This window comes from Arthrobacter sp. JDC6, from assembly GCF_056484025.1.
Window position 1 is genome coordinate 255834 of the sequence record NZ_CM151278.1, and the last position, 22896, is coordinate 278729.

At 63.0% G+C, this 22896-nt stretch carries 19 protein-coding genes; 13 read left to right on the forward strand and 6 right to left on the reverse strand.

Annotated elements, in window-relative coordinates:
• Positions 1–4: 4 nt before the first annotated feature.
• From ACV095_RS01185 to ACV095_RS01205, 5 genes are all read left to right on the forward strand, one after another.
• The gene (locus ACV095_RS01185; RefSeq protein ID WP_478222727.1) at positions 5–1036 is read left to right on the forward strand and encodes a DctP family TRAP transporter solute-binding subunit; all 1032 of its coding nucleotides are present in this window, start codon (positions 5–7) and stop codon (positions 1034–1036) included.
• Positions 1037–1132: 96 nt separating this feature from the next.
• On the forward strand, positions 1133–3052 hold the full coding sequence (locus ACV095_RS01190) for a TRAP transporter large permease (protein ID WP_478222728.1): 1920 nt from the start codon (positions 1133–1135) through the stop codon (positions 3050–3052).
• A gap of 3 nt (positions 3053–3055) precedes the next feature.
• A complete protein-coding gene (locus tag ACV095_RS01195) occupies positions 3056–3979 on the forward strand; it encodes an NAD(P)-dependent oxidoreductase (protein ID WP_478222729.1) in 924 nt (307 codons plus the stop codon).
• Positions 3976–4287, forward strand: a complete 312-nt coding sequence (locus tag ACV095_RS01200) for a putative quinol monooxygenase (protein ID WP_478222730.1) — start codon at positions 3976–3978, stop codon at positions 4285–4287. The genes ACV095_RS01195 and ACV095_RS01200 overlap by 4 nt, the downstream gene beginning before the upstream one ends.
• A complete protein-coding gene (locus ACV095_RS01205; protein WP_056392010.1) occupies positions 4287–4793 on the forward strand; it encodes a gluconokinase in 507 nt (168 codons plus the stop codon). Before ACV095_RS01200 ends, ACV095_RS01205 begins: the two co-directional genes overlap by 1 nt.
• A gap of 87 nt (positions 4794–4880) precedes the next feature.
• Here the strand turns inward: ACV095_RS01205 and ACV095_RS01210 are convergent, their stop codons facing one another.
• Positions 4881–5855: an alpha/beta fold hydrolase gene (locus ACV095_RS01210; protein ID WP_478222731.1), complete on the reverse strand. Its 975-nt coding sequence runs from the start codon at positions 5853–5855 to the stop codon at positions 4881–4883.
• A 141-nt stretch (positions 5856–5996) separates the two neighbouring features.
• Between ACV095_RS01210 and ACV095_RS01215 the strand changes: the two genes are divergently transcribed.
• Positions 5997–7049 (forward strand): LLM class flavin-dependent oxidoreductase, encoded by a 1053-nt coding sequence (locus ACV095_RS01215; RefSeq protein ID WP_478222732.1) that lies wholly within the window; start codon positions 5997–5999, stop codon positions 7047–7049.
• A 230-nt stretch (positions 7050–7279) separates the two neighbouring features.
• Here ACV095_RS01215 and ACV095_RS01220 read toward each other — a convergent pair whose 3' ends face one another.
• Both ACV095_RS01220 and ACV095_RS01225 read right to left on the reverse strand, forming a co-directional pair.
• On the reverse strand, positions 7280–9310 hold the full coding sequence (locus ACV095_RS01220) for a KAP family P-loop NTPase fold protein (protein WP_478222733.1): 2031 nt from the start codon (positions 9308–9310) through the stop codon (positions 7280–7282).
• A 264-nt stretch (positions 9311–9574) separates the two neighbouring features.
• Complete coding sequence (locus tag ACV095_RS01225; protein WP_478222734.1) at positions 9575–10390, reverse strand: hypothetical protein; 816 nt, start codon at positions 10388–10390, stop codon at positions 9575–9577.
• A gap of 300 nt (positions 10391–10690) precedes the next feature.
• Between ACV095_RS01225 and metH the strand changes: the two genes are divergently transcribed.
• On the forward strand, positions 10691–14335 hold the full coding sequence (gene metH / locus ACV095_RS01230; protein ID WP_478222735.1) for a methionine synthase: 3645 nt from the start codon (positions 10691–10693) through the stop codon (positions 14333–14335).
• A gap of 110 nt (positions 14336–14445) precedes the next feature.
• Here the strand turns inward: metH and ACV095_RS01235 are convergent, their stop codons facing one another.
• The 3 genes from ACV095_RS01235 to ACV095_RS01245 all read right to left on the reverse strand — a co-directional run bounded on the left by ACV095_RS01235 (position 14446) and on the right by ACV095_RS01245 (position 17331).
• Positions 14446–15867: an MFS transporter gene (locus tag ACV095_RS01235; RefSeq protein ID WP_134164989.1), complete on the reverse strand. Its 1422-nt coding sequence runs from the start codon at positions 15865–15867 to the stop codon at positions 14446–14448.
• A 271-nt stretch (positions 15868–16138) separates the two neighbouring features.
• Positions 16139–16687 carry a P-loop nucleotide/nucleoside kinase family protein gene (locus tag ACV095_RS01240; protein ID WP_478222736.1) on the reverse strand — a complete coding sequence of 183 codons (549 nt, stop codon included), beginning with the start codon at positions 16685–16687 and terminating at the stop codon, positions 16139–16141.
• Entirely contained in the window at positions 16684–17331 is a 648-nt protein-coding gene (locus ACV095_RS01245) for a bifunctional 4-hydroxy-2-oxoglutarate aldolase/2-dehydro-3-deoxy-phosphogluconate aldolase (protein ID WP_223992936.1), read from the reverse strand. The genes ACV095_RS01240 and ACV095_RS01245 overlap by 4 nt, the downstream gene beginning before the upstream one ends.
• A gap of 170 nt (positions 17332–17501) precedes the next feature.
• Between ACV095_RS01245 and ACV095_RS01250 the strand changes: the two genes are divergently transcribed.
• The 6 genes from ACV095_RS01250 to ACV095_RS01275 all read left to right on the forward strand — a co-directional run bounded on the left by ACV095_RS01250 (position 17502) and on the right by ACV095_RS01275 (position 22838).
• The gene (locus ACV095_RS01250; protein WP_018769935.1) at positions 17502–18482 is read left to right on the forward strand and encodes a Gfo/Idh/MocA family protein; all 981 of its coding nucleotides are present in this window, start codon (positions 17502–17504) and stop codon (positions 18480–18482) included.
• Entirely contained in the window at positions 18475–19470 is a 996-nt protein-coding gene (locus ACV095_RS01255; RefSeq protein ID WP_134164991.1) for a LacI family DNA-binding transcriptional regulator, read from the forward strand. The genes ACV095_RS01250 and ACV095_RS01255 overlap by 8 nt, the downstream gene beginning before the upstream one ends.
• Positions 19467–20054, forward strand: a complete 588-nt coding sequence (locus tag ACV095_RS01260) for a VOC family protein (RefSeq protein WP_134164992.1) — start codon at positions 19467–19469, stop codon at positions 20052–20054. The genes ACV095_RS01255 and ACV095_RS01260 overlap by 4 nt, the downstream gene beginning before the upstream one ends.
• A complete protein-coding gene (locus ACV095_RS01265) occupies positions 20051–20953 on the forward strand; it encodes a sugar phosphate isomerase/epimerase family protein (RefSeq protein ID WP_056391970.1) in 903 nt (300 codons plus the stop codon). Before ACV095_RS01260 ends, ACV095_RS01265 begins: the two co-directional genes overlap by 4 nt.
• A complete protein-coding gene (locus tag ACV095_RS01270; RefSeq protein ID WP_478222737.1) occupies positions 20950–21945 on the forward strand; it encodes a Gfo/Idh/MocA family protein in 996 nt (331 codons plus the stop codon). Before ACV095_RS01265 ends, ACV095_RS01270 begins: the two co-directional genes overlap by 4 nt.
• Before the next feature lie 170 nt (positions 21946–22115).
• Positions 22116–22838, forward strand: a complete 723-nt coding sequence (locus ACV095_RS01275) for an SDR family NAD(P)-dependent oxidoreductase (RefSeq protein WP_478222738.1) — start codon at positions 22116–22118, stop codon at positions 22836–22838.
• The last annotated feature ends 58 nt before the right edge of the window (positions 22839–22896 follow it).

Here is a 22896-nt window from a genome sequence, read left to right on the forward strand (position 1 = left end):
TCGAATGAACCTCAAGACCCGCGCCATCACCGGGGTACTGGCAACCAGCCTGGCCGCCGCCCTGCTGTCCGGCTGTGCAGGCGGAACCCCCGCCGGCCAAAGCGCCCCGGTGGCCAAGATCCAGCTCTCCATCCCCGATCCGCTGACGTCCTCCGTCGGCGTCACCGCCCAGCACTTCGCCGACCAGGTCAAGAAGACCTCCAACGGTTCCGTCCAGGTCACCGTGGTACCCAACGGCACGAGCTTCAGCGGGGACCAGAATGCCGCCGTGACCCGGCTGCAGGGCGGATCACTCGACGGACTCATCCTGTCCACCTCCGTCTACGCCTCGGTGGTGCCGGAAATGAACGGCATCAGCATCCCCTACCTCTTCTCGGACACCAAGGAAGAGGCAAAGTTCCTGGCTGGAGAACCTGGAAAGGTCCTGAAGGACAAGCTGGCGGCAAAGGACACCGTGGCACTCGCCTTCCTGACCCGGACCGGCCGCGAGATCACCAACTCCGTGCGCCCGATTGAACAGCCTTCCGACCTGAAGGGGCTGAAGATCCGGGTGCCGGGCAACACCCTGTGGACCGACTTCTTCGGCAAGCTGGGCGCAAGCCCCACGACCATGGCCTTCTCCGAGGTCTTTACCGGCCTGCAGACCGGAACGATCGACGGTCAGGAAAACCCGGTTGAGGTCCCTTGGACGAACAAGTTCTCCGAGGTGCAGAAATACGTCTCAATGACCAACCACATCAACGACGCCTGGGTGCTGGCACTGTCATCGAAGAAGTGGGATTCCCTCACGGATGACCAGAAGAAGGCACTCACCGCCGCTTCAGAGGAAACGGCAACCTTCAAAACCGGTTATGACGAGGAACAGTCCAAGAAGCAGCTGGATGAACTGGCAGCCAAGGGCATGAAGGCCAACGAGCTCAGCGCGTCCGGGCTCGCCGAATTCAAGGCCACCTCCCAAAGCCTCTACCCGGAGTTCTCCAAGCTCATCGGCAAGGAATTCTTCGACCAGGCCATCGCCTTCGCCGGCAAGAAGTAGCAAGGACGGGTGGGAGCCCACAAGGCGGCTCCCACCCGTGCCAACACCCCACTCCCCACACACATCCCGCTATCAATGTCGACAGTCTGGAAAACCATGAAACCCACCGTTGCTCCCCAGGACTACGAGGAAGTCCTTCCCCTCGAAGCGGAGGAAATCCTTCACCACGACCACGTGCCAGACCGCTGGAGCGGCGCAGCTTGGCTCGACAAGACGCTCGAAGGGATTGTGGGAGCGGCGATTCTCGCGGAACTCGTGGTCATCCTCCTGAACATCACCGTCCGCCTCATTACCGGTGATTCGGTGCTCTGGACACAGGAAGTGTCCGAGATTGCCCTGCTGACCATTGCCTTCATCGGCGGCGCCATCGCCTACCCGAAAGGCGCACACATGTCCGTCCAGGCGCTCATCATGCGCCTGCCCGCAACCTGGAAGCCGTACCTCGCCGCGCTGGTCGACTGGCTCGTCTTTGTCATGAGCGCCGGCGCGCTCGCCCTGTTCGTGCCCACCCTCGTCCAGCAGGTCGAGGAAAAGACACCGATCCTTCAACTCCCCGTGTTCTGGGTCAACCTGCCCTTCTCGGTGGGCATGGTCCTCATCGCCTGGTTTGCCCTGGTCAAACTTCGGCGCCAGGCCTGGCGACCCGCCGTCGTCGGTGCCGGAATCGCAGCCGCCCTCGTCGCCGTCGTCCTGATCTCCCCGCCGCTGTTCTACTACGCCTCACCGAACGTCCTGCTCGTGGTGGTCCTCGTGGCCCTGTTCGGCCTGCTGTTCCTGGGACTGCCCATTGCGTTTGTCCTGGCCCTCGCCTCCGGCATCTACCTGTACCTCGGCGGCATTTCCGACGTAAGCGCCATCCCCATCGGCATGGCGTCCGGAGCCAAGGGATTCGTCCTGCTGGCCATCCCGTTCTTCATCCTGGCCGGCACGGTCATGAACTCGGCCGGCCTTACCCTGCCGCTGGCCAAGCTCGTCGATGCGCTGATAGGGCATCTCCGCGGCGGCCTGCTGCAGGTGGTGGTGGTGACGATGTACATCTTCTCCGGTATCTCCGGCTCCAAGGTCGCCGATGTCGCAGCAGTGGGCACCACCATGCGCGGCATGCTCGAAGAGCGTAAATACCCGCGTGGAGAAGTGGTCGCCGTGCTGTCGGCGTCGGCCATCATGGGCGAAACCATCCCGCCCAGCATCGTCCTGCTCATCCTGGGCTCCATCACCACCATCTCGACCACCACCCTCTTCCTTGCAGGCTTCGTGCCGGCAGCCTTCCTCGCCCTGGTGGTCATGGCACTGGTGTTCCTGAGGGCGCGCAAGCAGGGAGGCGTCCCAAGCGCCAAGGCCACGTGGCGGGCCCGGGGCTCAGCCACGTTCTTCGCCCTGCCGACGCTCCTGCTGCCCGTAGGCATGGTGGTGGGGATCCTCAGCGGATTCGCCACCCCCACGGAAGTTTCCTCGGTCGCCGTCGCCTACGCCTTCGTGCTCGCGGCAGCCTACCGCCGCGGCAGCAGGCGCCTTCTGGGGGACACCTTGCGTGAAACAACCACGACGGCGGGCATGGTGCTGTTCATCATCGCCGCGGCGTCGCCCCTGGCGCAGACTCTCGCCCTGGCCGGCGTTTCGCAGCAGATCCACGACCTGATGTCCGAGCTGGGCGATTCCCCCATCCTGTTCATGCTCTTCACGGTGGTGCTGCTGATCATCATGGGCCAGCTCCTCGAAGGCCTGCCAGCGGTGCTCATCTTCGCGCCCCTGCTGCTGCCGATCGCCACCGACTTCGGCGTCAACCCCGTGCAGTACGCCATGGTCCTCATCATCTCCATGGGCATCGGATCCTTCGCCCCGCCGGCAGGGGTTGGCTTCTACGTCGCCTGCGCCACCGCCCGCGAAACCGTGGAAAACAGCCTCAAACACTTCTGGCCCTACCTGGTGGCGGTGTTCGTCGGCCTCCTCGTCCTCGCCGCCGTGCCCTGGTTCAGCACCTTCCTTCCCGCCCTCGCCGGCCTGATCCCCTTCTAACCGATGACAGAAACCAAACCTCCCTCGCCGCTCGATCCCGGTGTCTCCGTCTCGCTGCTCGGCACCGGCCCCATGGGAGCCCCCATCGCCCGGAACATCATCAACGCCGGGGTACCCCTGACGCTCTGGAACCGCACGCTCCAGAAAGCCAAAGCCATCGAAGAGGGGACAGTAGCGCTCCGGCCGGCGGAGGCCGCGGCGGATGTGGTCCTCACCGTCCTGCCGGACCTGCCCCAGGTCGAAGCACTCCTGGAAGGCGAGGACGGCCTGCTCGCGGGGTGGGCGAGGACAGGTGCGGTTGAACCTGTCCTGGTCATCCACGGCACCGTGTCCCCCACCGCCGTCGCCGCCTTCGCAGCCCACTGCAAGTCCCGTTACGGGGTGGTGGTCATCGACGCACCGCTCAGCGGCGGGACCATCGGGGCGGAGCAGGGGCGGCTGAGCATCATGACCGGCGGCCCCCGGAGTTCGGTCGAGTGGCTCACTCCGCTTTTCAAGCTCTATAGCTCCACGGTCATGTGGTTCGGGGAGGCCGGCGCCGGGGCCATCGTGAAAGCCTGCAACCAGATCGTGGTGGCCGCCACGGTCACCGCCCTGTCGGAATCCATGGCGCTGGCGAAGGCGTCCGGCCTGGACCTGGACAAGGTCCAGGCCATCCTCAAAGGCGGGCTGGCCAACTCTGAAGTCCTCCAGCAAAAAGGCAGCCGCTGGATCACGGGGGACTTCCACGGCGGTGGCTCTGCCAAGAACCAGCTCAAAGACCTGCGCTTTGTCACGGAGGCGGCCGCGGAGGCCGGACTCGCACTGCCCGTCGCCAACACCCTGACCTCGGCATTCCAAACGATGGTCACCGAGGGCCTCGGGGACCTTGACCACACAGGCATTTATCTGAGCATCACCAGCAATCGAGTAAAGGAACCATCATGACCATCGTCGTCACTGCAGTCTTCACGCCCAACGACGGCGCCCGCGACCAGGTTGCCGCGGCCCTCAAGCCCGCCATCGCCGAGGTCCACGAAGAACCCGGATGCCTCCTGTACGCCATCCACGACGCGCCCAACGGCCAGATCGTCATGATCGAGAAATGGGAGAGCGCCGAGCTGCTCGACGCACACGGAGTGGGGGACGCCGTGAAGCGGCTCAACGCCTCCCTCGAAGGACTCCTGGCCAAACCCGTCGAGGTCACCCGCCTGACGCCCATTCCCGCCGGCACCGCCCGGCAGGGCACCCTGTAATGCCCCAAAGCATCGTGGTGATGGGGGTCTCCGGTGCAGGGAAATCCTCCGTGGGCCAGGCGCTCGCCACCCGGCTCGGCGCCAGCTTCGTCGATGGCGACACCCTGCACCCGGAAGCAAACGTCAAGAAAATGGCTTCGGGCGTTCCCCTCACGGATGAGGACCGATGGCCGTGGCTGCACCTGGTGGGTACCAAGCTGTCCGCCAGCACCGAAAAAGCAACCATTGTTGCCTGCTCAGCACTGAAACGAAGCTACCGGGACGCCATCCGGACGGCCGCGCCTGCCACCACGTTCATCCTGCTGAAAGCCGACAGGCCGGCACTGCAGGACCGCCTCACCCAACGCCCCGGGCATTTCATGCCGGCCTCGCTGCTCACGTCCCAGCTGGAAACCCTGGAGGAGCTGCAGACCGACGAATCCGGCCTGATGGTCGAGTCAACAGGGGGCATCGACCCAACCGTCGAACGCATCCGACGGCTGCTGGAGCAATCAGCAGCGGACTGAGCCTCCCCTTGCTGGAAGGTACGACGACGGCGGCAGGGTGAGTGCCGCCGTCGTACGCTTCCGCGGGGGTGCTTTTCTCGGGGACGGTCAGCCTGCAGCTGACGGTGTGGGGGAGTCCTGCCGCTGGGTGACACGCTGGATGAACTCGACCGTCTCGCGCTCTGTCTCTGCGCGGGTGGTGGGTTCGTTGTGCACTTCATGCCGGACGCCGGGGAAGACGCGGGTGCGGACGTCCGCGTGGCCCGAATCCGCTAGGCGGTTTGCCACGTGGTAGGCGCCTTCGCCGTAGTTGGTCACGGGGTCCTGGTCGCCGGCGAGGATCAGCACGGGGAGGTCCGCGGGGAGCTGTTTGTACCAGTCGTCCGAGGTGACCTGATCGTAGAGGTCAACGAAGCCCTGCAGGAACCGCGCGCTCAGCCGTGCGCCGAAGTTGTTGAAGGGGTCCCTCCCGTGGTCCGTGACGACGTCGGCGTCCAGCGCCACCCAGGCTGTGGGGCCGGCGTTTTCGCCGAGGCGGCCCAGGAAACCGTCGAACAACTGGCCCACCAGTTCCTCAGGCGCGGGCTCCGCCGCACTCTCGCCGGAGGCAAGCCGGGCGAGTTCGGGCCGGTTGATCATTTTCTCGATGCCACGCATTTGGGCGGCGATTCCGCAGAGGATCAGGCCGGAAAGCTGCGCACCTGGATTGACGGCCATGCCGCGGGCGATCATGGAGCCCCAGCTGTGGCCGAACACCACGTACGGAAGCTGGGGGAGTGCCTCCCTGGCTTTGGCCTGGAGGGTGACCTCGTCCGCCACCACCACGCTGGCTGCGTCCTCACCGGCATCGCCCCACGTGCCCTGCTGCATCGCGGTGCGCCCGTGCCCGGAATGGTCGCCTGCCACCACGATAAATCCCGCGTCCACCAGGGTGGAGATGAGGTGGAGGTAGCGGCGGGAGTGCTCGCCGAGCCCGTGGATCAACTGCACGATCGCCTTGGGCTGCCCGATGGGTTCGTAGACCCAGGCCTGGATGGTGTCACGGCCGTTGGCGGACGTGAATTCGATTTCCTGCAATGACATGTATTCCTCCTGTGGCGGGCCGTCGCTGGCTCGTGGTGAGCCTAACCACAAGGCCGTCATGTGCGTCAATGCTTGCTGGTTCATTTAGCGGGCTTCCGCCTAGTCTGAAACCAGCCCCGTCCGCCGCTTTGAAGGAAGCCGATGCCGCACCCCAACCGTCCCCTGCGCAAGCTGGGGTTTCTGACCATTGGTTTGTTTGATCCGGCAAACCCGGCTGCGGGCCACGAGTCCACGTTGCAGATCATCGAGCTGGGGGAGCGGTTGGGGTTCGACAGTGCCTGGCTGCGCCACCGCCACCTGCAGTTCGGGATTTCTTCCCCTGTGGCGGTGATGGCTGCGGCGAGCCAGCGCACCTCGCACATTGAGCTTGGCACTGCCGTGACGCCGCTGGGCTGGGAAAACCCGCTGCGCCTGGCCGAGGACCTGGCCACCGTGGACCTGCTGGCAGGTGGACGCATCAACCCAGGCGTAAGCGTTGGGGAGCCGATGCAGTACGACACGGTGAAGCACGAGCTGTACCCGGACACCGCGGACGTGGAGGACTTCAGCTACGCGCGGGTGGGGCGGTTTGCGCGGTTGGTTGCCGGGGAGCCGGTGCGGGAATTCTCCGGCAAGCAGGGCGTGGTGGAAGAGTTCTCGAACCGGGTGGAGCCGCACTCTCCCGGGTTACGTGACCGGCTTTGGTACGGGGCCGGGAGCACGAAGTCAGCGGTGTGGGCCGGTTCCAATGGGTTCAACTTGCTCTCCAGCAGCGTGATCTTCCCGGACAAGGACCAGGAACCGGACTTCGCCCTTGTCCAGCAGTCGCAGATCCGGGCGTTTCGTGAGGCGGCCGCTCTGTCGGGGCATGCGGGGGCGCGGGTGTCGCAGGGCTTGGTGGTGATCCCGACTGACTCCGCTTCGCCGGCGCAGCGGGAGAAGTATCAGCGGTACGTCGACGAACGTACTCCGCGCACTGCTGCTCCGCAGGGGCCGAGGGGCATGATGTTCGCCAGGGATCTGATCGGCACCAGCGAGGAGATTGCCGAGCAGCTGTACGCCCACGCCGGTTTCCGGGAGGTGGATGAGGTGGCGTTCGCCCTGCCCTTCAGCTTTGACCACGAGGACTACGTCCAGATCTTGACCGATATGGCGGGGAAACTGGGGCCCACCCTTGGCTGGCGCCCGGCAGAGGGCATCCAACTGCCGTCGTAGTACTCGGAACACGGGGGAGCTCAATGGGCAGATCGAGGAGACCTCACCGGGGGCCAATGCGTTGCAGCCCGGCTGGCTGCGTTCTTACGGATACGCGTGGGCTGCCTAGGCAGAACGGTAACGAGGGCCGCCTAAATATCTACAGCTTCCAGTTCGCGAGGTAGGCTAGGCGGCAAAAGCTCCGCTTGACTAAGCGTTACTGTGTGGTGCGCCAACCGGCCGACAGCTAACTATGCGTATGCCAAGGCAAGTACGGCCCGTGTGGCGAAGTCGCGCCGCTGAACGTCCGTCAAGTCGCGGTCCTTTCTATCCGATACCTCGTAGTCAGGGATTCCATTGGCGGGAGACACGTGGATGAGCGCATTGGCAAGTGCGGCCTCTCCAATGCCGAACCTGAATTCATCTTCGCGAAAGGTGATGTCGTACTTGACGCCCGCCCCGACCCATTCACTGAAGGAGACGTAGGCGGTGGCCGCGTCAATGAGCGTCTCCCCATTGGATACGCGTTCCGAGAGGAAGCCGCGATGGTCCTGGATGTCTGTAATCCATATACAGAAAGACGTCATATGAATCAGCTCTTCCCGTTGTAAGGTCGCAGCTAGCGGTTCACTCCGGACCTCAGTTATCCAGCACTCCACAATTGGAGCGTAGAGACTCTTGATTTGCGAGGCTTCGTAGCGGTTTGAGCGCTGAGCCGCGTATGCGCTGCCCGCGAGGGTCGGATATCCGAAACGTGCAATGACTTGATTCGTCGAAACAACATTTGTCTCTAGTGCGAGGAAAATCTCCTGCGCCATCCAATGCTCCACGGATGACACCCTATTTAGTCCCGCATTCCCTAACGTGCTAATTTCCGTTCTAATATGCTCTGCAAAGTCTAAAAGGGTGAGTGAGGTGTGCTGCCTACGTCGTCTCATATTGATGACTATTTCTAGAGCGAGGGCAGACCGATCCTTGTCCGGCCCGAGCAAAATCTGTTTCAAGTGCTGCACGTCTTGGTCACCGACACGTCCGTGCTCGAGCTGCTGCATCGCACTTTGCGTTCGCCGCTCGCTCACGTCATCCTCGGCAAGTCCTACTTGGAAATAGCGTTCGAAGTAACGAGAGGCATTCATTCGGCCTTGTCGACTTGAATATGCTCCCGCGAGTCCGGCAGGTTTGAACAAAAAGTTGACTGCTTCCTTCACAGGCGTGGCATGACCACGCGTGACGAGGGCTTCAATGCGTTCCATCCTCGTTTTTGTTGTCGCATCTGCATCCCCTTCTCGCCAGGATAAATAGTCATGAGGGTTCAACCGGATGTGGTCCCAAATTCGATGGTGAGTAATGCGCAACCACGTTAAAGCCGTAAAATCGAGAGCGTCTACTTCTGCGTCAGCGAGAAGCGGGGAAAGACTGCGCATTTGTTCTCGCAGGCGTTCGGCCGCTCGTGGAGTCTCTAGGCCTAAAGCAAGAATTCTAACGAGGTCTTCACGCTCGTCGGCGTAGTCCGCCCCAATCTCGTCTTCCTCAGGGCTAACGGTGTCGAGGACCGCTCTACTCCAGCGCCGCCGAACCGCCATGGGCACTGGGGGAACTTCGAATGGATACTGGACTATCTTCTCCATGAACTCAGAGCTGTCACCATTCGTACCCATGGACTCTAGAACTCTCTCAACTGTGGCCTGGTCGTAAGCCATGAGGTAGTGCACGTTGGTGAAGCGCCCGAGTAGTCGCACCACGCGCAATAGTGTTCGCAATTCGTCACCGTCGAGCCGGTCGACGTCATCGACGATCATGAGCACCCTTTTATGTTGCTCCGCGATTTCGTCGCTAAGTCTGCCGAACTCAGAATTCCAAGCGGGACGCTTTGTGATCTCCGCTACCACCTCCGTCGTTATAGAAGCTAGCGCTCCACCAACCACCGGGATCATTTTTAAGGCAGGGGCACCGAAGCGCGAGTACGTGGCCAGCTTGTCTTTCACTGGTGAGGACTGAGGGAAAGCCTCGGTGAGAGCAGAAACAAATTCTACTGTAATGGACCCGACATCCGCGACAGACCAAGGACTGAACCAGACGGTTGTCCACTCTTCTAATTGCCCCGCAACGTCCTTTAATAAGGTTGTTTTGCCGCTCCCCCACGGCCCGACCAAGCCAAAAACTGTCGAGCCCTGACCGTCGAGGCATGAATCGATGCGAGTTGCTACTACACGAGTGAACTCGTCACGACCCGCAATATCGCTTCTAGTTCGAGACTCGTCGCTCCAAGGTTTGCTATTCATAGCAGTAGTCCATCACCCTCTTGGTACTGCCCCCGTATTTGATGCTGTGTCGCGAGCCTGCTATCTCAAGAAACCACATCATGTGCTGAGCTAAACTGGGAAACGAGTGTTCGAGCCAAGGTCGGGATTACCGCGTTTCGCACCTTTAACACCATCAGCCCATGATCCGCGGCTCTAATTCATGGCCCGATATACCTGCACTTAGAATGTGCTCTGTTATAGCTAATCTTTACGGACGGCAGCCTGGCTCCGCTCTCTACTTTGTTACGATGCGCTAGTCGATTTTGAGTATCTATGCACTAGGAAATATATGGCGGCCGTAATGGCATGGAATCGAAATTCCGCATCCGCGGCAGTGGTCATTCCCGGGTGAGAGCCATTCGCATGACTGATCTTCCACAATCCTTTGAAGTAATCGTGCTCACCTTCCTCGAACATTTTCTTACCCTTGAGGACTTCGATGGCGTCACCCCCCTTGTCTGTCCTGGTCCAGTTCGTTGCTCTATGCGTTAACTCAAGAAGTGTTTCCTCCAAGGCTGGACGCAGTTGGCTGTTTGACGACTCGAAGTTTCCCGCTTTGAAATTCTCGAAAGCCTGCGCGTAGTGCCCAGCTGCGGTCTCTAGCGAATTTTTTATCAGCAGGCTTTCAAGCTGTCCCGCTTGGACAGTTATCGGAATCTCATCCGCACCCAGCGGACCCAGCTGCCAGGCGTAAAGCATGGTTGGATCTGACCACTCATTTTCCTTGACCTGGCTGGTCTCGGTGTGTAGGGAAAGGTTCGCTGCACGTAGTTCGCCAACGAGTTCATGCAACCACTCAGGCTGCCCTTTGCTGGCAAGAGAATTGCACGTAATGATCGTCAGCTTTTGGAGAGCCTTCTCCCGAACCGCTGGCGGCGCCTTCGTGATGGCCATTCGCAGTCGGCTCGGCTTATTGATATTTTTACCCTCTTTGTCCTTGTCGCCGGGATCGTAATCACCTAGGCCGGCGCTTAGTAAGACCGTGCCGAGCATTCCATGCGTGTTGTTGTCGACGAGTTGATTGATGAGGATGGCTGTGGCCTCACTTGGAAATGTCATCTTCCTAAATTAGCCTAACCTGGACACTTCGACTGATTGCATAATTGGGCGTAAGCTTGCAGGCGTTCGTGCCTTACTTCCAGTGAAAGCAAATGACTTTCCGGCCTGTAAGACATCGGCTGACTGGGACTTGAATCGGCGTGCCTGGCCGCTCGAATAGAGGTTTGTGGGTTGTGGCGTTTGGTCGGCCTTCTTTAGTCGGCGAACCACAAGGAGATTCTGAAGAACCGCCTTCAGCCGCGCCGCGTAGCATCCGGACACACAGCGCAACCCAGGCGCCTCCGCCCGTAACCTGTTTAGATGCCTCGTTTTGCGCTTGATATTGAGTCCGTGCCCCGCCCTGCCCGTTCGCAGGAGCTCCTGGACGCCGTGAACCACAGGGTGGTCATTGCGGACGGCGCCATGGGCACCATGCTCCAGGGCCGTGACCTGCAGCTGGACACGGACTTCCAGAATCTCGAGGGCTGCAACGAGATCCTCAACGACACCCGCCCGGACGTGATCGCTGACATTCACGACGCCTACTTCGCCACCGGCATCGACGCCGTGGAAACCAACACCTTCGGCGCCAACTGGTCCAACCTCTCCGACTACGGCATCGATGACCGCATCGAGGAACTGGCGAGAAAAGGCGCCCGCATCGCCCGTGAACGCGCCGAAGCGGCAGAAGAAACCGACGGCAGGATGCGCTGGGTCCTCGGCTCGATGGGACCCGGCACGAAGCTCCCCAGCCTGGGCCACACCAGCTACGACTACCTCAAGCAGACCTTCGCCCTCCAGGCAGAGGGCCTCATCGACGGCGGCGCGGACGCGTTCCTCATCGAAACCAGCCAGGACCTCCTGCAGACCAAGGCCGCGGTCAACGGCTGCAAGCAGGCCATCGTGAACCGCGGCGTCCGGCTCCCCATCTTCGTCGAGGTGACGGTGGAAACCACCGGAACCATGCTCATGGGCTCCGAAATCGGCGCCGCGCTCACCGCCCTCGAACCGCTCGGCGTGGACGCCATCGGCCTGAACTGCGCCACCGGCCCGGACGAGATGAGCGAGCACCTGCGCCACCTCTCCAAGCAGTCCTCCGTGGCCATCGCCTGCATGCCCAACGCCGGCCTGCCTGTCCTCGGCGCCAACGGCGCCCACTACCCGCTCTCACCCTCCGAACTCGCCACCGCGCACGAGCAGTTCGTGCGCGAATTCGGCCTGGGCCTGGTGGGCGGCTGCTGCGGTACGACGCCGGAACACATGGCCGCCGTCGTCGAACGCCTTGCCCCCTTCCGCACCAAAGCCGTGGAGACCACAGCAGACAACGCACCGGCAAGAATCCCCGAAGAGCGCGAGGCCGGCGTCGCCTCCCTTTATCAGCACGTCAACTTCGACCAGGAATCCGCGTACCTGGCCATCGGTGAGCGAACCAACGCCAACGGCTCCAAGGCCTTCCGCCAGGCCATGCTCGAAGAACGCTGGGACGACTGCGTGGATATCGCCCGCGAACAGATCCGCGTCGGCGCCCACCTGCTGGACGTCTGCGTCGACTACGTGGGCCGCGACGGCGTCGCGGACATCAAAGAGGTCGTCAGCCGCTTCGCCTCCGCCTCCACCCTCCCGCTGGTCATCGACTCCACGGAGCCGCCCGTCCTGCAGGCCGGCCTGGAACTTATCGGCGGCCGCCCCGTGGTCAACTCCGTCAACTACGAGGACGGCGACGGCCCCAACAGCCGCTTCGCCCGCATCATGCCCCTGGTCAAGGAACACGGCACCGCCGTCATCGCCCTGACCATCAACGAAGAGGGCCAGGCCCGCACCACCGAAGGCAAGGTGGCCATCGCCTCCCGCCTGGTGGACGCCCTGGTGGGCGAATGGGGCATGCGCGTCGAGGACATCATCGTCGACTGCCTCACCTTCCCCGTGGCCACCGGCCAGGAGGAAACCCGCCGGGACGGCATCGAAACCATCGAGGCCATCCGCCAGATCACCGCCAAGTACCCCGGCATCAACACCACGCTCGGCGTCTCCAACGTCTCCTTCGGCCTGAACCCCGCAGCGCGCATCGTCCTGAACTCCGTGTTCCTGCACGAAGCCGTCCAGGCCGGCCTGACCAGCGGCATCATCGACGCCGCCAAGATCGTCCCGCTCGCCTCCCTCCCGGAAGAGCAGCGCAAGGTGGCCCTGGACCTGGTCTGGGACCGCCGCGAATACGACGCCGACGGCAACGTCACCTATGACCCCCTGGCCAGCATGCTGGACCTCTTCGCCGGCGTCGACACCGCAGCGCTCAAGGACCAGCGCGCCGCCGAACTCGCCGCGCTGCCCACCGGCGCGCGCCTGGAGCGGCGCATCATCGACGGCGAAGGCAAGGGCCTGGAAGAGGACCTGGACTTGGCCCGCAGCGAGGGCATGACCCCGCTGGGCATCATCAACGACCACCTGCTCGAGGGCATGAAGGTGGTGGGCGAACGCTTCGGCGCCGGCGAGATGCAGCTGCCGTTCGTACTGCAGTCCGCCGAGGTGATGAAGAACGCCGTCGCCCTGCTCGAACCGCACATGGAGAAATCGGACTCCTCCGGCAAGGGCACCATGGTGATCGCCACCGTCCGCGGTGACGTGCACGACATCGGCAAGAACCTGGTGGACATCATCCTCACCAACAACGGCTACAAGGTCATCAACATCGGCATCAAGCAGGGCATCGCCGAGATCATCGCCGCAGCCGAGCTGCACAACGCCGACGTGATCGGCATGTCCGGCCTGCTGGTGAAGTCCACCGTGGTGATGAAGGAAAACCTCGCGGAGCTGCAGTCCCGCGGCCTGGCCAAGAAATGGCCGGTCATCCTGGGCGGCGCAGCACTCACCCGTGCCTACGTGGAACAGGACCTGGCGGAGCAGTTCGACGGCGTGGTCCGCTACGCCAAGGACGCCTTCGAGGGCCTCTCCCTCATGGAGCCGCTGGTGCGCGTGGCCCGCGGTGAATCACCGGACGACGTCGGCCTGCCGCCTTTGAAGAAGCGCATCCACAAGGGCGGCGCGAAGTTCACGGTGACCGAGCCCGAGGCCATGCCCGGCCGGTCCGACGTCGCCACCGACAACCCCGTCCCCGTGCCGCCGTTCTGGGGCACCCGCATTGTCCGCGGCGTCTCGCTCCACGAGTACGCTGCGTTCCTCGACGAGCGCGCCACCTTCATGGGGCAGTGGGGCCTGAAGCCCGGCCGCGGCGAGGACGGCGCCTCCTACGAGGAACTCGTGGAACGCGAGGGCCGGCCGCGCCTGCGCTACTGGCTGGACCGCATCCTGGGCGAGGGGATGCTGGACGCGTCCGTCGCCTACGGCTACTTCCCCGTGGTCTCCGAAGGGGAGCAGGTAGTGGTGCTGCACCACGGCGAGGATCCCGACGGCGTCCTGGGCACCGCGGGCCTGCTCGCCCCCGACGGTGGTTCAGGCGGCCCGATCGGCACCGACCGCTTGCGGTTCGACTTCCCGCGTCAGCGCCGCGACCGGCACCTTTGCCTGGCCGACTTCGTGAAGTCCCGCGAGTCCGGGCAGATCGACGTGCTGCCGGTGCAGCTGGTCACCGCCGGCTCCAAGATCGAAGAGTTCACGTCCAAGATGTTCGCGGCCAACCAGTACCGCGACTACTACGAACTCAACGGCCTGGTCATGCAGCTCACCGAGGCGCTTGCCGAGTTCTGGCACGCCCGCATCCGCAAGGAGCTGGGCTTCGCGGCCGAGGAGCCCAAGGACACGGCAGGGTATTTCAAGCTCGACTACCGCGGCGCCCGGTTCTCCCTGGGCTATCCCGCCTGCCCGGACATGGAGGACCGCCGCAAGGTCACCGAGCTGCTGAAGCCCGAACGGATGGGCGTGGTCCTCAGTGATGAGCTGATGCTGCACCCCGAGCAGTCCACCGACGCGTTCGTGTTCCACCACCCGGAGGCGAAGTACTTCAAGGTGTGAGGTGAAGCCGGTCGTTGGCCGGGCATGGGATCGCCCTCGACCAGGTCTCGGTCGAGGGCGATCCCCGAAGTGCGGGGCGTTACATGGTTACGAGGGCACCAGAAGGACGCCTATGGCTTGGAATTGTGCGCCTGGATCCCGCCGTGTGGAGTCTCGAAGAGCAGGTGCTCTCCCTCCAGCACTTCGCGGTCTGCCGGGGCGACGGTGGCACGCGGGCCCTTGCTGCCAGTTTCCGGAAGCGTGAAGTAGGCGATGAGGGAGAGGGCGACAATGGCGATCATGTAGTACGCGACGAACATGGGCTGTCCGGCGCCGACGAATGCAGCGGCAATCAGTGGTGCAGTGCCTCCGAAGACGGCGATCACGATCTGGTGTGCAAAGCCGATTCCGGAGACCCGGACAGAAGCCGGGAACAGCTCGGCCTGGATTGTCGGATAGACCGACTGCCAGATTCCAAGAACCACCCATCCCGACGCTGAGACCAGAACGTACACGCCGAAGCCTGGCTGGTTCAGCAGCAGAAGCAGTGGGTAGAAGAGCACGATCATGCCGATGGCACCGATGATGGGGAAGATCTTTCGTCGGCCGAGGCGGTCGGAAAGGTATCCGCAGACCGGCACGATGACCACCAGCAAGGCAAGGCCGATAACGCTTCCGGCAAGAGTGGAGGACAGGTCGCGGCCGGTGGTCAGCTTGGCATAGGTGGGAAGGAAGGTGGCCCAGGTGTAGTAGGCCACGGCCGGAGCAGACAGCGCAGCTGCCTGCAGCAGAGCCTTCGGGTGTTCGCGCAGCAGGTCCATCAGGCGCGCCGCCGCGGACTTTTGGTCGACAAGGGCAGTCGCCTCAAACTCAGGGGTCTCATCAGAGCGAGCCCGCAGGATAAGCCCGACTACGCCAAGGACACCGCCTATGAGGAACGGGATGCGCCAGCCCCAGGCGGCGAGGTCGTCGGGAGCAAAAGAGGAGGTCACGATCGCGGCGGCACCGGTCGCGGCGAGGGTCGCCAGGCCGCTGGCCATATTGGAGAACGAGCCAAACAGACCCCTCCGGTTCGCGGGAGCGTGTTCGACCATGAAAGCGATAGCGCTCTGCTGCTCGCTGCCGGCCGAGATGCCTTGAAGGATGCGTGCAACCAGGAAAAGAACTGGCGCTGCGTACCCGATTGTCGCAAATGACGGCGTGAGACCGATGATCAAAGCGCCGAGCGCCATTCCGGAGATGGAGAGCGTCAGGACGAGCCTGCGGCCGAAACGGTCGGCCAGTGGTGAAATGATGATTCCGCTGAGCGGGCGGACGACAAACCCGATTGCGTAGGTCAGTAGTGCTGCGACCAGGGACGCAAACGGGGAGTCGCCGGGGAAAATCTGCGATGAGAATACTGCTGCCAGCAGCCCGTAGATGTACCAGTCGTACCACTCCACGAAGTGGCCGATCGTGCCTGCCACCATGTTGACGGAGCGCCTGCGTGGCTCCGGCACTTCCGGAAATCCCGAAGGGCCCGAGCTGTCGAGCGCATCTTTTGAGGTCTTCATTGAACTCTCCATACTTCCACGTTTGCTGAGGAGGGGTTAGGGGTTGAGCCGGGGCGGTCAATGCTCCGGCTGCAGCTGCCGTTACCGCCTTGGCGGATCAGCAAAACCAATAAGATCGGTTGCTGAGATCGGTTGCTGAGATCGGTTGCAATCAGATTACGGACGACAGAACAGACTTGTCAACGTTTTTTGTGAGCCTCGTCGCAGATTCTGGTGTCGCCCCTCTAGGAGGGGCAACCGCTTTGCGGCAGTGGGTGCAGCGGTGGGGCCATTACCCCTCTGCCGGAAGGGGTGTCTCGTTGTTGAAGTCCAGGTACTGCACGCCGGACCAGGCGCATTCCAGGTCTCCGTAGACAGGCCAATACTCATTCCAGTGGGTGAGCTTCCATTGGTCCCGTTCCAGGCCGCGGAGGGTGAGCCGTTCGCGTAGAAGGTCCTGCGGGACCCTCACCCGTACCACCGTGGTTTGGGAAGGTGGCCAATCGAATTTCTTTGCCGCGTTGGTCAGAAAATCCGGGTCTTCGAAGTAGGCCCCGAAGGGGGCGTCGAGCACGACGGACCGGCCCAGGCGCAGGTTAGCCCCGGCCACGTCCATGAGGGTCTCGTACTCGAGGGGAAGCAGGTTGTCGCGGTAGTACTCGTTGGACTCCCGGTCGGTGGGGTCGTGTCCGGTTGCCTTCAGTGCGAACTCGACAAAGCGTCCGCATACCCGGTCCTTGTCCAGGTAGGCCGCGTTGTTTTCTCTTGCTGTTTTCTGTGCGACCGTTGTTTTCCCCGAGCCGGCCGGTCCGATCACGACAAAGACGCTAGGGGTCGTCATCGGCGGGCCTCTGCCACTGCTGACAGGAACTCCTTGGCGGCTTTGGTGACGCGGTCGAAGTCGCCGTCGGGCTGCCATGCTTTGGTGACGTAACTGCCGACGCCGACGCCGGCTACGCCCGCGGCGAACCATTCGCCTACGTTCTCCAGGGTGACGCCGCCGGCCGGCATGATCGGCAGGTGGGCGAGCGGTGCGAGAACGGATTTTGCGTAGGGGATACCGCCGGCTTCGGTGGGGAAGAGCTTGAGGATGTCAGCGCCTGCCTCGGCGGAGTTAACAAGCTCGGTCGGCGTGTAGGCTCCGCTAACGGTGGGCACCTGGTACCGGTTTGCTGTCCGGATCATCGCCGGGTTGAGCTGGGGACTGACCAGGAATTCAGCCCCGGCCCGGATGCACTCATAGGCTGCGTGCTCGTCCAGCACCGTTCCGGCGCCGATCGCGACTCCATTGGCAGCATGTTTGGCGGCGAGGCGGCGGATTACCTCGACGGCGCCTGGGATCGAAAGTGTGATTTCAAGGGCGCGGAAGCCTCCGGCGATGGCAGCTTCGGCAACTCGTTCTGCGACGTCGGCGTTCTCGAGGCGGACGATGAGGACGGCGCCTGATTCGTCGATGGTCTGCAAGGTGCGGAGTTTCTTGTACATGGTGGCCTTTCTTGGGGCCGAGGCTTCGGACGATCCTTGTTGCCTGGGCCACTGTTGAAGTGTCGTTGACAAACTTTCCCACCATCCATACTGTTATTGCAACCGATCTCAGCAACCGATCTCATGTTGAGTGGACAGCAAGACCCATACTTAGCAAAGGAGCTGTGAGGGTGAGCAAAACACGCACGATCATTCTTGGTGCTTCACACTGGCACGTTCCGTTGTATGCCCGGGCAATCGGCGAAGAACACCAGGTCGTCGGCATCAGTGATGAGGACGTGTCACTCGTTCAGGGACTGGCAAAGACTTGGGCCGCTCCCGTTGAGGCGGACTGGCGGAGCCTGCTCGATCTGCCCGAGGTGGGGCTCGCCTATGTTTTCGGCCCGCACGATGGAATGGCCGAAAAGTGTCTTGACCTGATCGAGCGTGGCATTCCGATTGTGGTGGAGAAGCCGCTGGGAACGTCCTTGACGGAACTTTCGCAGGTGCGCAAGGCGGCTGAGGCAGCCGGCGTCCCGGTCACCGTCCCGCTGGTCCAGCGGGGTGGTCCGACGGACCGTTGGCTGGCCAAGGCTGGCCGGCCTACGTACCAGAGGATCTCCTTTATTGCCGGTCCGCCTTCGCGTTACCTGGCTAACGGCAACCCTTGGATGCTGGACCCTTCCACCGCCGGGGGAGGGTGCCTGGCAAACCTGGGACCGCATTTCGTGGACCTGTTCCTGCAGGCCTGTGACGAGTCAGCGGCGAGTGTCGAGTCGCGGCTGTCGGCGGCGCTGCATGGCGGGGCTGTTGAGGACCATGCCAGTCTCATCATCACCACCCCGAGCGGGTGTGAAGCCATTGTGGAGGTGGGGTACGCCTTCCCGGGTTCGCCGTTGAAGCGGTACTGCAGCTACACGTCGGCGGGCGGGGCAGGATTCGCCTCCGTCAACTCGGATGGTTCTGCCACGTTCACCGCGTTGGACGGGACAACGGAGTCTGCCGTGATCGACGTGGACAGTGACCCTCTCTATGATCCGTTCGTGCGCCGTGTCGCCCAGACACTGGAAGATGGATTCAAGGGGCTGCCAACATTGGCCCAGCTCGAAGATGTGATGCGCCCGATCTGGCAGGCGTATGACGACCAGCGCGGAGGAAAAGAAGATGGCTGACCTAAGTATTGACGTTGTCGCGAAGGCGGCCGGTGTCCACCGCTCAACGGTTTCCCGGGCATTCTCCCGGCCGGAAGCGGTGAAGAGCGAAACCCGCGAGCACATCCTCCGGGTTGCCGAAGGCCTTGGCTACACAATGAGTCCACTCGCCCAGGCACTCCGCCGAAAGACCAGCACCTTCATCCCGCTGATCGTCCCTGACATCACCAACCCGTTCTTTGCAGAACTGGCCAAGACGATGACGCAGGCGGCGGATGAGCGCGGCTACCAGCTGCTGCTCTGCGTCACCAATGGGGACCCCGCTAAAACTGAGGGATACTTCGTCGCCATGCAGGCCATGTATGCCCCCTTTGGTATCGTCGCGCCCTCCACGAAGGTCGATACCGAGGCGTTGAAGCGCTTCGATTTCGGCCACAAGGTGGTGGTGATCGACCGGGTGGAAGGCGATGATACGGTTCCAACTGTCACCGTCGACAGCCGCCGCGGAATTATGCTTGCGCTGGACCACCTGCACTCACTGGGGCACACTTCCATTGGCTATGTTTCCGGCATCGCCGGTACGCACACCGCCCAGGACCGGATGGACGCGTATCTGGAGCTGTCCGCCGAGAGCGGCAGTGCACCTGTTGTGCTGGACAGCGGGTCGGATCTGGATGCGGGTACGCGTGGGGCAGAGCATTTCCTCGAGATGGAGAATCCGCCGACGGCCATCATCGCCGCGAATGACATGGTGGCCTTTGCGGTCATCTCGGCCCTCGGTAGAAGCGGCGTGCGTGTACCGGAGGACGTGTCGGTCATCGGTTTCGACGGCCTGGCTTTGGGGGCCCGGTTCAACCCGGCCCTGACCACCATCCGGCAGCCTATCTCCGACATGGGACACCTCGCCATCGAACTGGCCGAGAAGCAGAACGCGGACGGTTCCGTGGACCACATCGTGCTCGAACCTGAGCTTCTTGTCCGTGCCTCCACCGCAGGACCGCGCAAATGACCGCGCAAAGGTACGATGCCACAGCAGGCTCACTGCGGCGTTTGCCGGGGCTCCAGCATGCGGACCACATCGGCCTGACCGTTCCCAACCTCGAGGAGGGCGTCCGGTTCTTCGTCGACGTGCTCGGGGCCGAGGAACTGTACCGCTCCGAACGTGGGCCTGACGAAGAATTCATGCCCACAAACTTCGACGTCCCGGCCGATGCGAAACTCACGCTCGCCATGCTTCGCCTGCCCCCGAATCTGAACATTGAGCTGTTCGAATGGAGCAGCGCCGAGCGGCGCGAGACCCCGCCACGGCATTGCGACGCGGGCGGACACCACCTGTGCTTTGTCGTGGACGACGTTGACGAAGCGATCGCCGTACTGCAGGAAACCCCGGGAGTCCGCGTGCTCGGGGAGCGCAAAGAAGTCGCCGGCGACAGCCCGCGCGTGGCCGGCAACCGCTGGACCTACTTCATCACCCCTTGGGGCCTGCTGATGGAGATCGTCGACCGATCCCGGGTCGCGTCCCCACCCAGGCTCGTCGGTCCAGCGGACTGGACGGCAACACAACACACTTCCAGGAAGGACAATCAACAATGAGGTTTGCAGGTCACACACTAGGCACTCCGCACCATACGGTCCCCCAAGCGCTAAAGCTCTTCCGGGACGCAGGGCTTGATGCCGCGGAAGTCATCTACCAAAACGGCTATACCTCAGGGTTGCCGCTGGGGGACCGCCGCGCCGCCATGGAGGCACTGACGGCGGCAGACGGCGAGGGCCTTCCGATCCTTGGCCTCACGCCCTACACCACGGCCATCAACTCCCTTGACGAGAGTCAGTGGCGCGGGGGAGTTGACGAATTCCGCGGCGCAATTGAGACCGCCCACCTGCTTGGCGCCGACCGGGTGCGTGTATACGCGGGAGCGTGGCATCCCGGTGACACCGATCGTGACCGGCGATGGGCGAAACTGCGGGAGGCCCTGCAGACCCTGGCACCCGAGGCTGAACAGGCCGGCGTGCGGCTGTGTGTGGAGAACCACTTCGGCACCATGACCCAGACCGCGGCAGAAACCGCTGCGCTCGTACGGGAGGTTGCCCACCCGGCCGTTCGTGTTCTTTACGACCAGGCCAACCTCACCTTCACCCATGACGAGACGTTCGAGGAAGCCTTTGCCGTCCAGGGCGACCTGATCGGTCACGTGCACGTGAAGGACCTCGTGTTCACCGATCCGAACGCAGCTTTCCGTGCCACGGAAACAGCCCGCGTCGACGCGTCCGAGCGCGCCGTCCGATCAAGGGTCATCGGTACCGGTGTTCTTCCCTGGCCCCAGATCCTCGCTGCGCTGCTGCGCCACGGCTACGATGACCTGCTGAGTATCGAGTATGAGTACCGCTGGCACCCGCAAGACCTCCCCACCCCTGAGGACGGATTCCGGGAATCCGTGACCGCACTGCGCGGAATGCTCACTGATCTGGCTGAAATGGAGAACGCCCGATGACCGGGCAGCGCCTCCGCGTCGGCGTCATCGGCGCAGGCAATATCGCCACCATCGCCCAACTACCCACACTCGTCCAGCGCGATGATGTGGAGCTGGCAGCCCTGGTATCCCGCCGCGAGGACCCGGGCAACCTGGTTCGGCGCTGGGGATTCGGCGCCGCCTACCGGTCAGTGGAGGACATGCTGGACGCGCAGGACCTGGATGCCGTCTTCGTCCTCACACCCCGATCCGAACACGCGCACGCGGTCCAGTTGTGCCTCAACAACGACGTCGATGTGTTCTGCGAAAAACCTCTTGCCCCGGCAACCGAGGAAGCAGAACGTTTGGCGGACCTGGCCGACGAGCGCGGCCGCATCCTCATGGTGGATTTCAACCGCCGCTACGCACCCGTCTATGCCGCCGGCCGTGAGCTGTTCGGCGCAAAAGGCGCTACCTTCTGCGTCGCGCAGAAGAACCGCCCCGGATCCGAATACCGTGCAACGTTCGAGAACGCCATTCACATGGTTGACCTGCTCCGCTGGTACTGCGGCGGCGATCCCGTGGACGTTGCCGCACACGCAGCCGGTGACGACCTCTGGGAAGAAGACGGCGTCGCAGCCATGATCCGCTTCAGCACCGGCAACACTGGAGTGCTGATGGCTGCCCGGACAGCAGGTGCCTGGAATGAGAAACTCGACGCCTACGGCGATGGCAAGACCGTGGAAGTCAGGGCGCCGGAGACCGTCTCGACCACCGTCAAGGGAGTCACAACCTCACGGGAGCTCAGCTCTGAGGCGTATGGCTGGGCAACGGCGACCGACACACTCGGATTCTCCGCCGCCGTCCACCACTTCCTGGACCGGGTGGCCGACAGGGAACAGCCACTGACCTCCGGTCGCGAAGCCGTCCATACCCAGCGGCTGCTTGACCAGGTCCTCGCCGCCTCCGGACTGCCCACACAAGAACAAGAAGGCCGGCAATGGGCAAGCCACGCCGTTAGCGGCAACAGCTAGGCAGCGCGGGCAGGTGCACCACCCTGGTCCGCGCCCGGAGTGACGGCTCACCCCCCATGAAACCTCAAGTAAGGAGCTGGAAAGATGAAACGAGCAGCCCACCAGCCAGCCGCAGGGCAGCAACAGATAAGCGGAGAAATCAGATGAGCCTCAAAGACCAAGTCGTTCTGGTGACCGGATCAAGCGGCGGAATCGGTAATGCAGTCGTCGAGGCACTCACAGCCGAAGGGGCACTCGTCATAGGTGCCGACCGCGGCCCGAAGGATGGCCAGGAACTCGCCGGCTTCTTCCCGCTGGACATCACCTCCGAAGAACAATGCGCCACAGTCGTCCGTGATGTCACAACCACGCACGGGCGCATCGACGCTCTCGTCCACGCAGCTGGAGTCCTGGGTGCCACGCCGGACATCATGAAAACAACGACCGAAGAATTCGACTCCATCATGCGGATCAACGGTTCCGGAACCTTCACCATGGTCCGCGAAACCGCACAATCAATGATTGGGACCGGCACTGCCGGCGCCATCGTGATCCTCTCCTCCGTTGCAGCCAAAGAAGCCCGCCTCAACTACTTGCCCTACAACGCAAGCAAACTCGCAGTACTCCACATCATGTGGTCCTTCGCCGAGCTGCTCGGCCCCAACGGCATCTCGGTCAACGCCATCGCGCCCGGCCCGGTAAACACTCCTATGTGGGCACAATTCGCCAAAGACTCTGGCCCTGATGCAGCCGCAAACCGCGCCAAGCGCGCCGCCCAGCTTCCAATGCGCCGCTTCGCCGAACCAGAGGAAGTCGCCCGCGCCATCCTTTTCCTTGCCGACCCGGACAACCGCTACATCACGGGCGTATCCCTCGATGTGGCAGGCGGAGCCCACCTGGGAATAGGAACCTGATCCGGGGCTTAGGGCTCAGGGCCTAGGGCTGGTGCCGGATGGCCTGTGCAGTCACTGG

Excerpts from the sequence above, each read along its gene's own strand:
- ACV095_RS01220 (WP_478222733.1), bottom strand. The coding sequence starts at position 9,310 with ATGAATAGCAAACCTTGGAGCGACGAGTCTCGAACTAGAAGCGATATT.
- ACV095_RS01235 (WP_134164989.1), bottom strand. The coding sequence starts at position 15,867 with ATGAAGACCTCAAAAGATGCGCTCGACAGCTCGGGCCCTTCGGGATTT.
- ACV095_RS01185 (WP_478222727.1), top strand. The coding sequence starts at position 5 with ATGAACCTCAAGACCCGCGCCATCACCGGGGTACTGGCAACCAGCCTG.
- ACV095_RS01190 (WP_478222728.1), top strand. The coding sequence starts at position 1,133 with ATGAAACCCACCGTTGCTCCCCAGGACTACGAGGAAGTCCTTCCCCTC.
- ACV095_RS01240 (WP_478222736.1), bottom strand. The coding sequence starts at position 16,687 with ATGACGACCCCTAGCGTCTTTGTCGTGATCGGACCGGCCGGCTCGGGG.
- ACV095_RS01210 (WP_478222731.1), bottom strand. The coding sequence starts at position 5,855 with ATGTCATTGCAGGAAATCGAATTCACGTCCGCCAACGGCCGTGACACC.
- ACV095_RS01265 (WP_056391970.1), top strand. The coding sequence starts at position 20,051 with ATGAGGTTTGCAGGTCACACACTAGGCACTCCGCACCATACGGTCCCC.
- ACV095_RS01195 (WP_478222729.1), top strand. The coding sequence starts at position 3,056 with ATGACAGAAACCAAACCTCCCTCGCCGCTCGATCCCGGTGTCTCCGTC.
- metH (WP_478222735.1), top strand. The coding sequence starts at position 10,691 with ATGCCTCGTTTTGCGCTTGATATTGAGTCCGTGCCCCGCCCTGCCCGT.
- ACV095_RS01215 (WP_478222732.1), top strand. The coding sequence starts at position 5,997 with ATGCCGCACCCCAACCGTCCCCTGCGCAAGCTGGGGTTTCTGACCATT.
- ACV095_RS01255 (WP_134164991.1), top strand. The coding sequence starts at position 18,475 with ATGGCTGACCTAAGTATTGACGTTGTCGCGAAGGCGGCCGGTGTCCAC.
- ACV095_RS01270 (WP_478222737.1), top strand. The coding sequence starts at position 20,950 with ATGACCGGGCAGCGCCTCCGCGTCGGCGTCATCGGCGCAGGCAATATC.
- ACV095_RS01225 (WP_478222734.1), bottom strand. The coding sequence starts at position 10,390 with ATGACATTTCCAAGTGAGGCCACAGCCATCCTCATCAATCAACTCGTC.
- ACV095_RS01205 (WP_056392010.1), top strand. The coding sequence starts at position 4,287 with ATGCCCCAAAGCATCGTGGTGATGGGGGTCTCCGGTGCAGGGAAATCC.
- ACV095_RS01245 (WP_223992936.1), bottom strand. The coding sequence starts at position 17,331 with ATGTACAAGAAACTCCGCACCTTGCAGACCATCGACGAATCAGGCGCC.
- ACV095_RS01200 (WP_478222730.1), top strand. The coding sequence starts at position 3,976 with ATGACCATCGTCGTCACTGCAGTCTTCACGCCCAACGACGGCGCCCGC.
- ACV095_RS01260 (WP_134164992.1), top strand. The coding sequence starts at position 19,467 with ATGACCGCGCAAAGGTACGATGCCACAGCAGGCTCACTGCGGCGTTTG.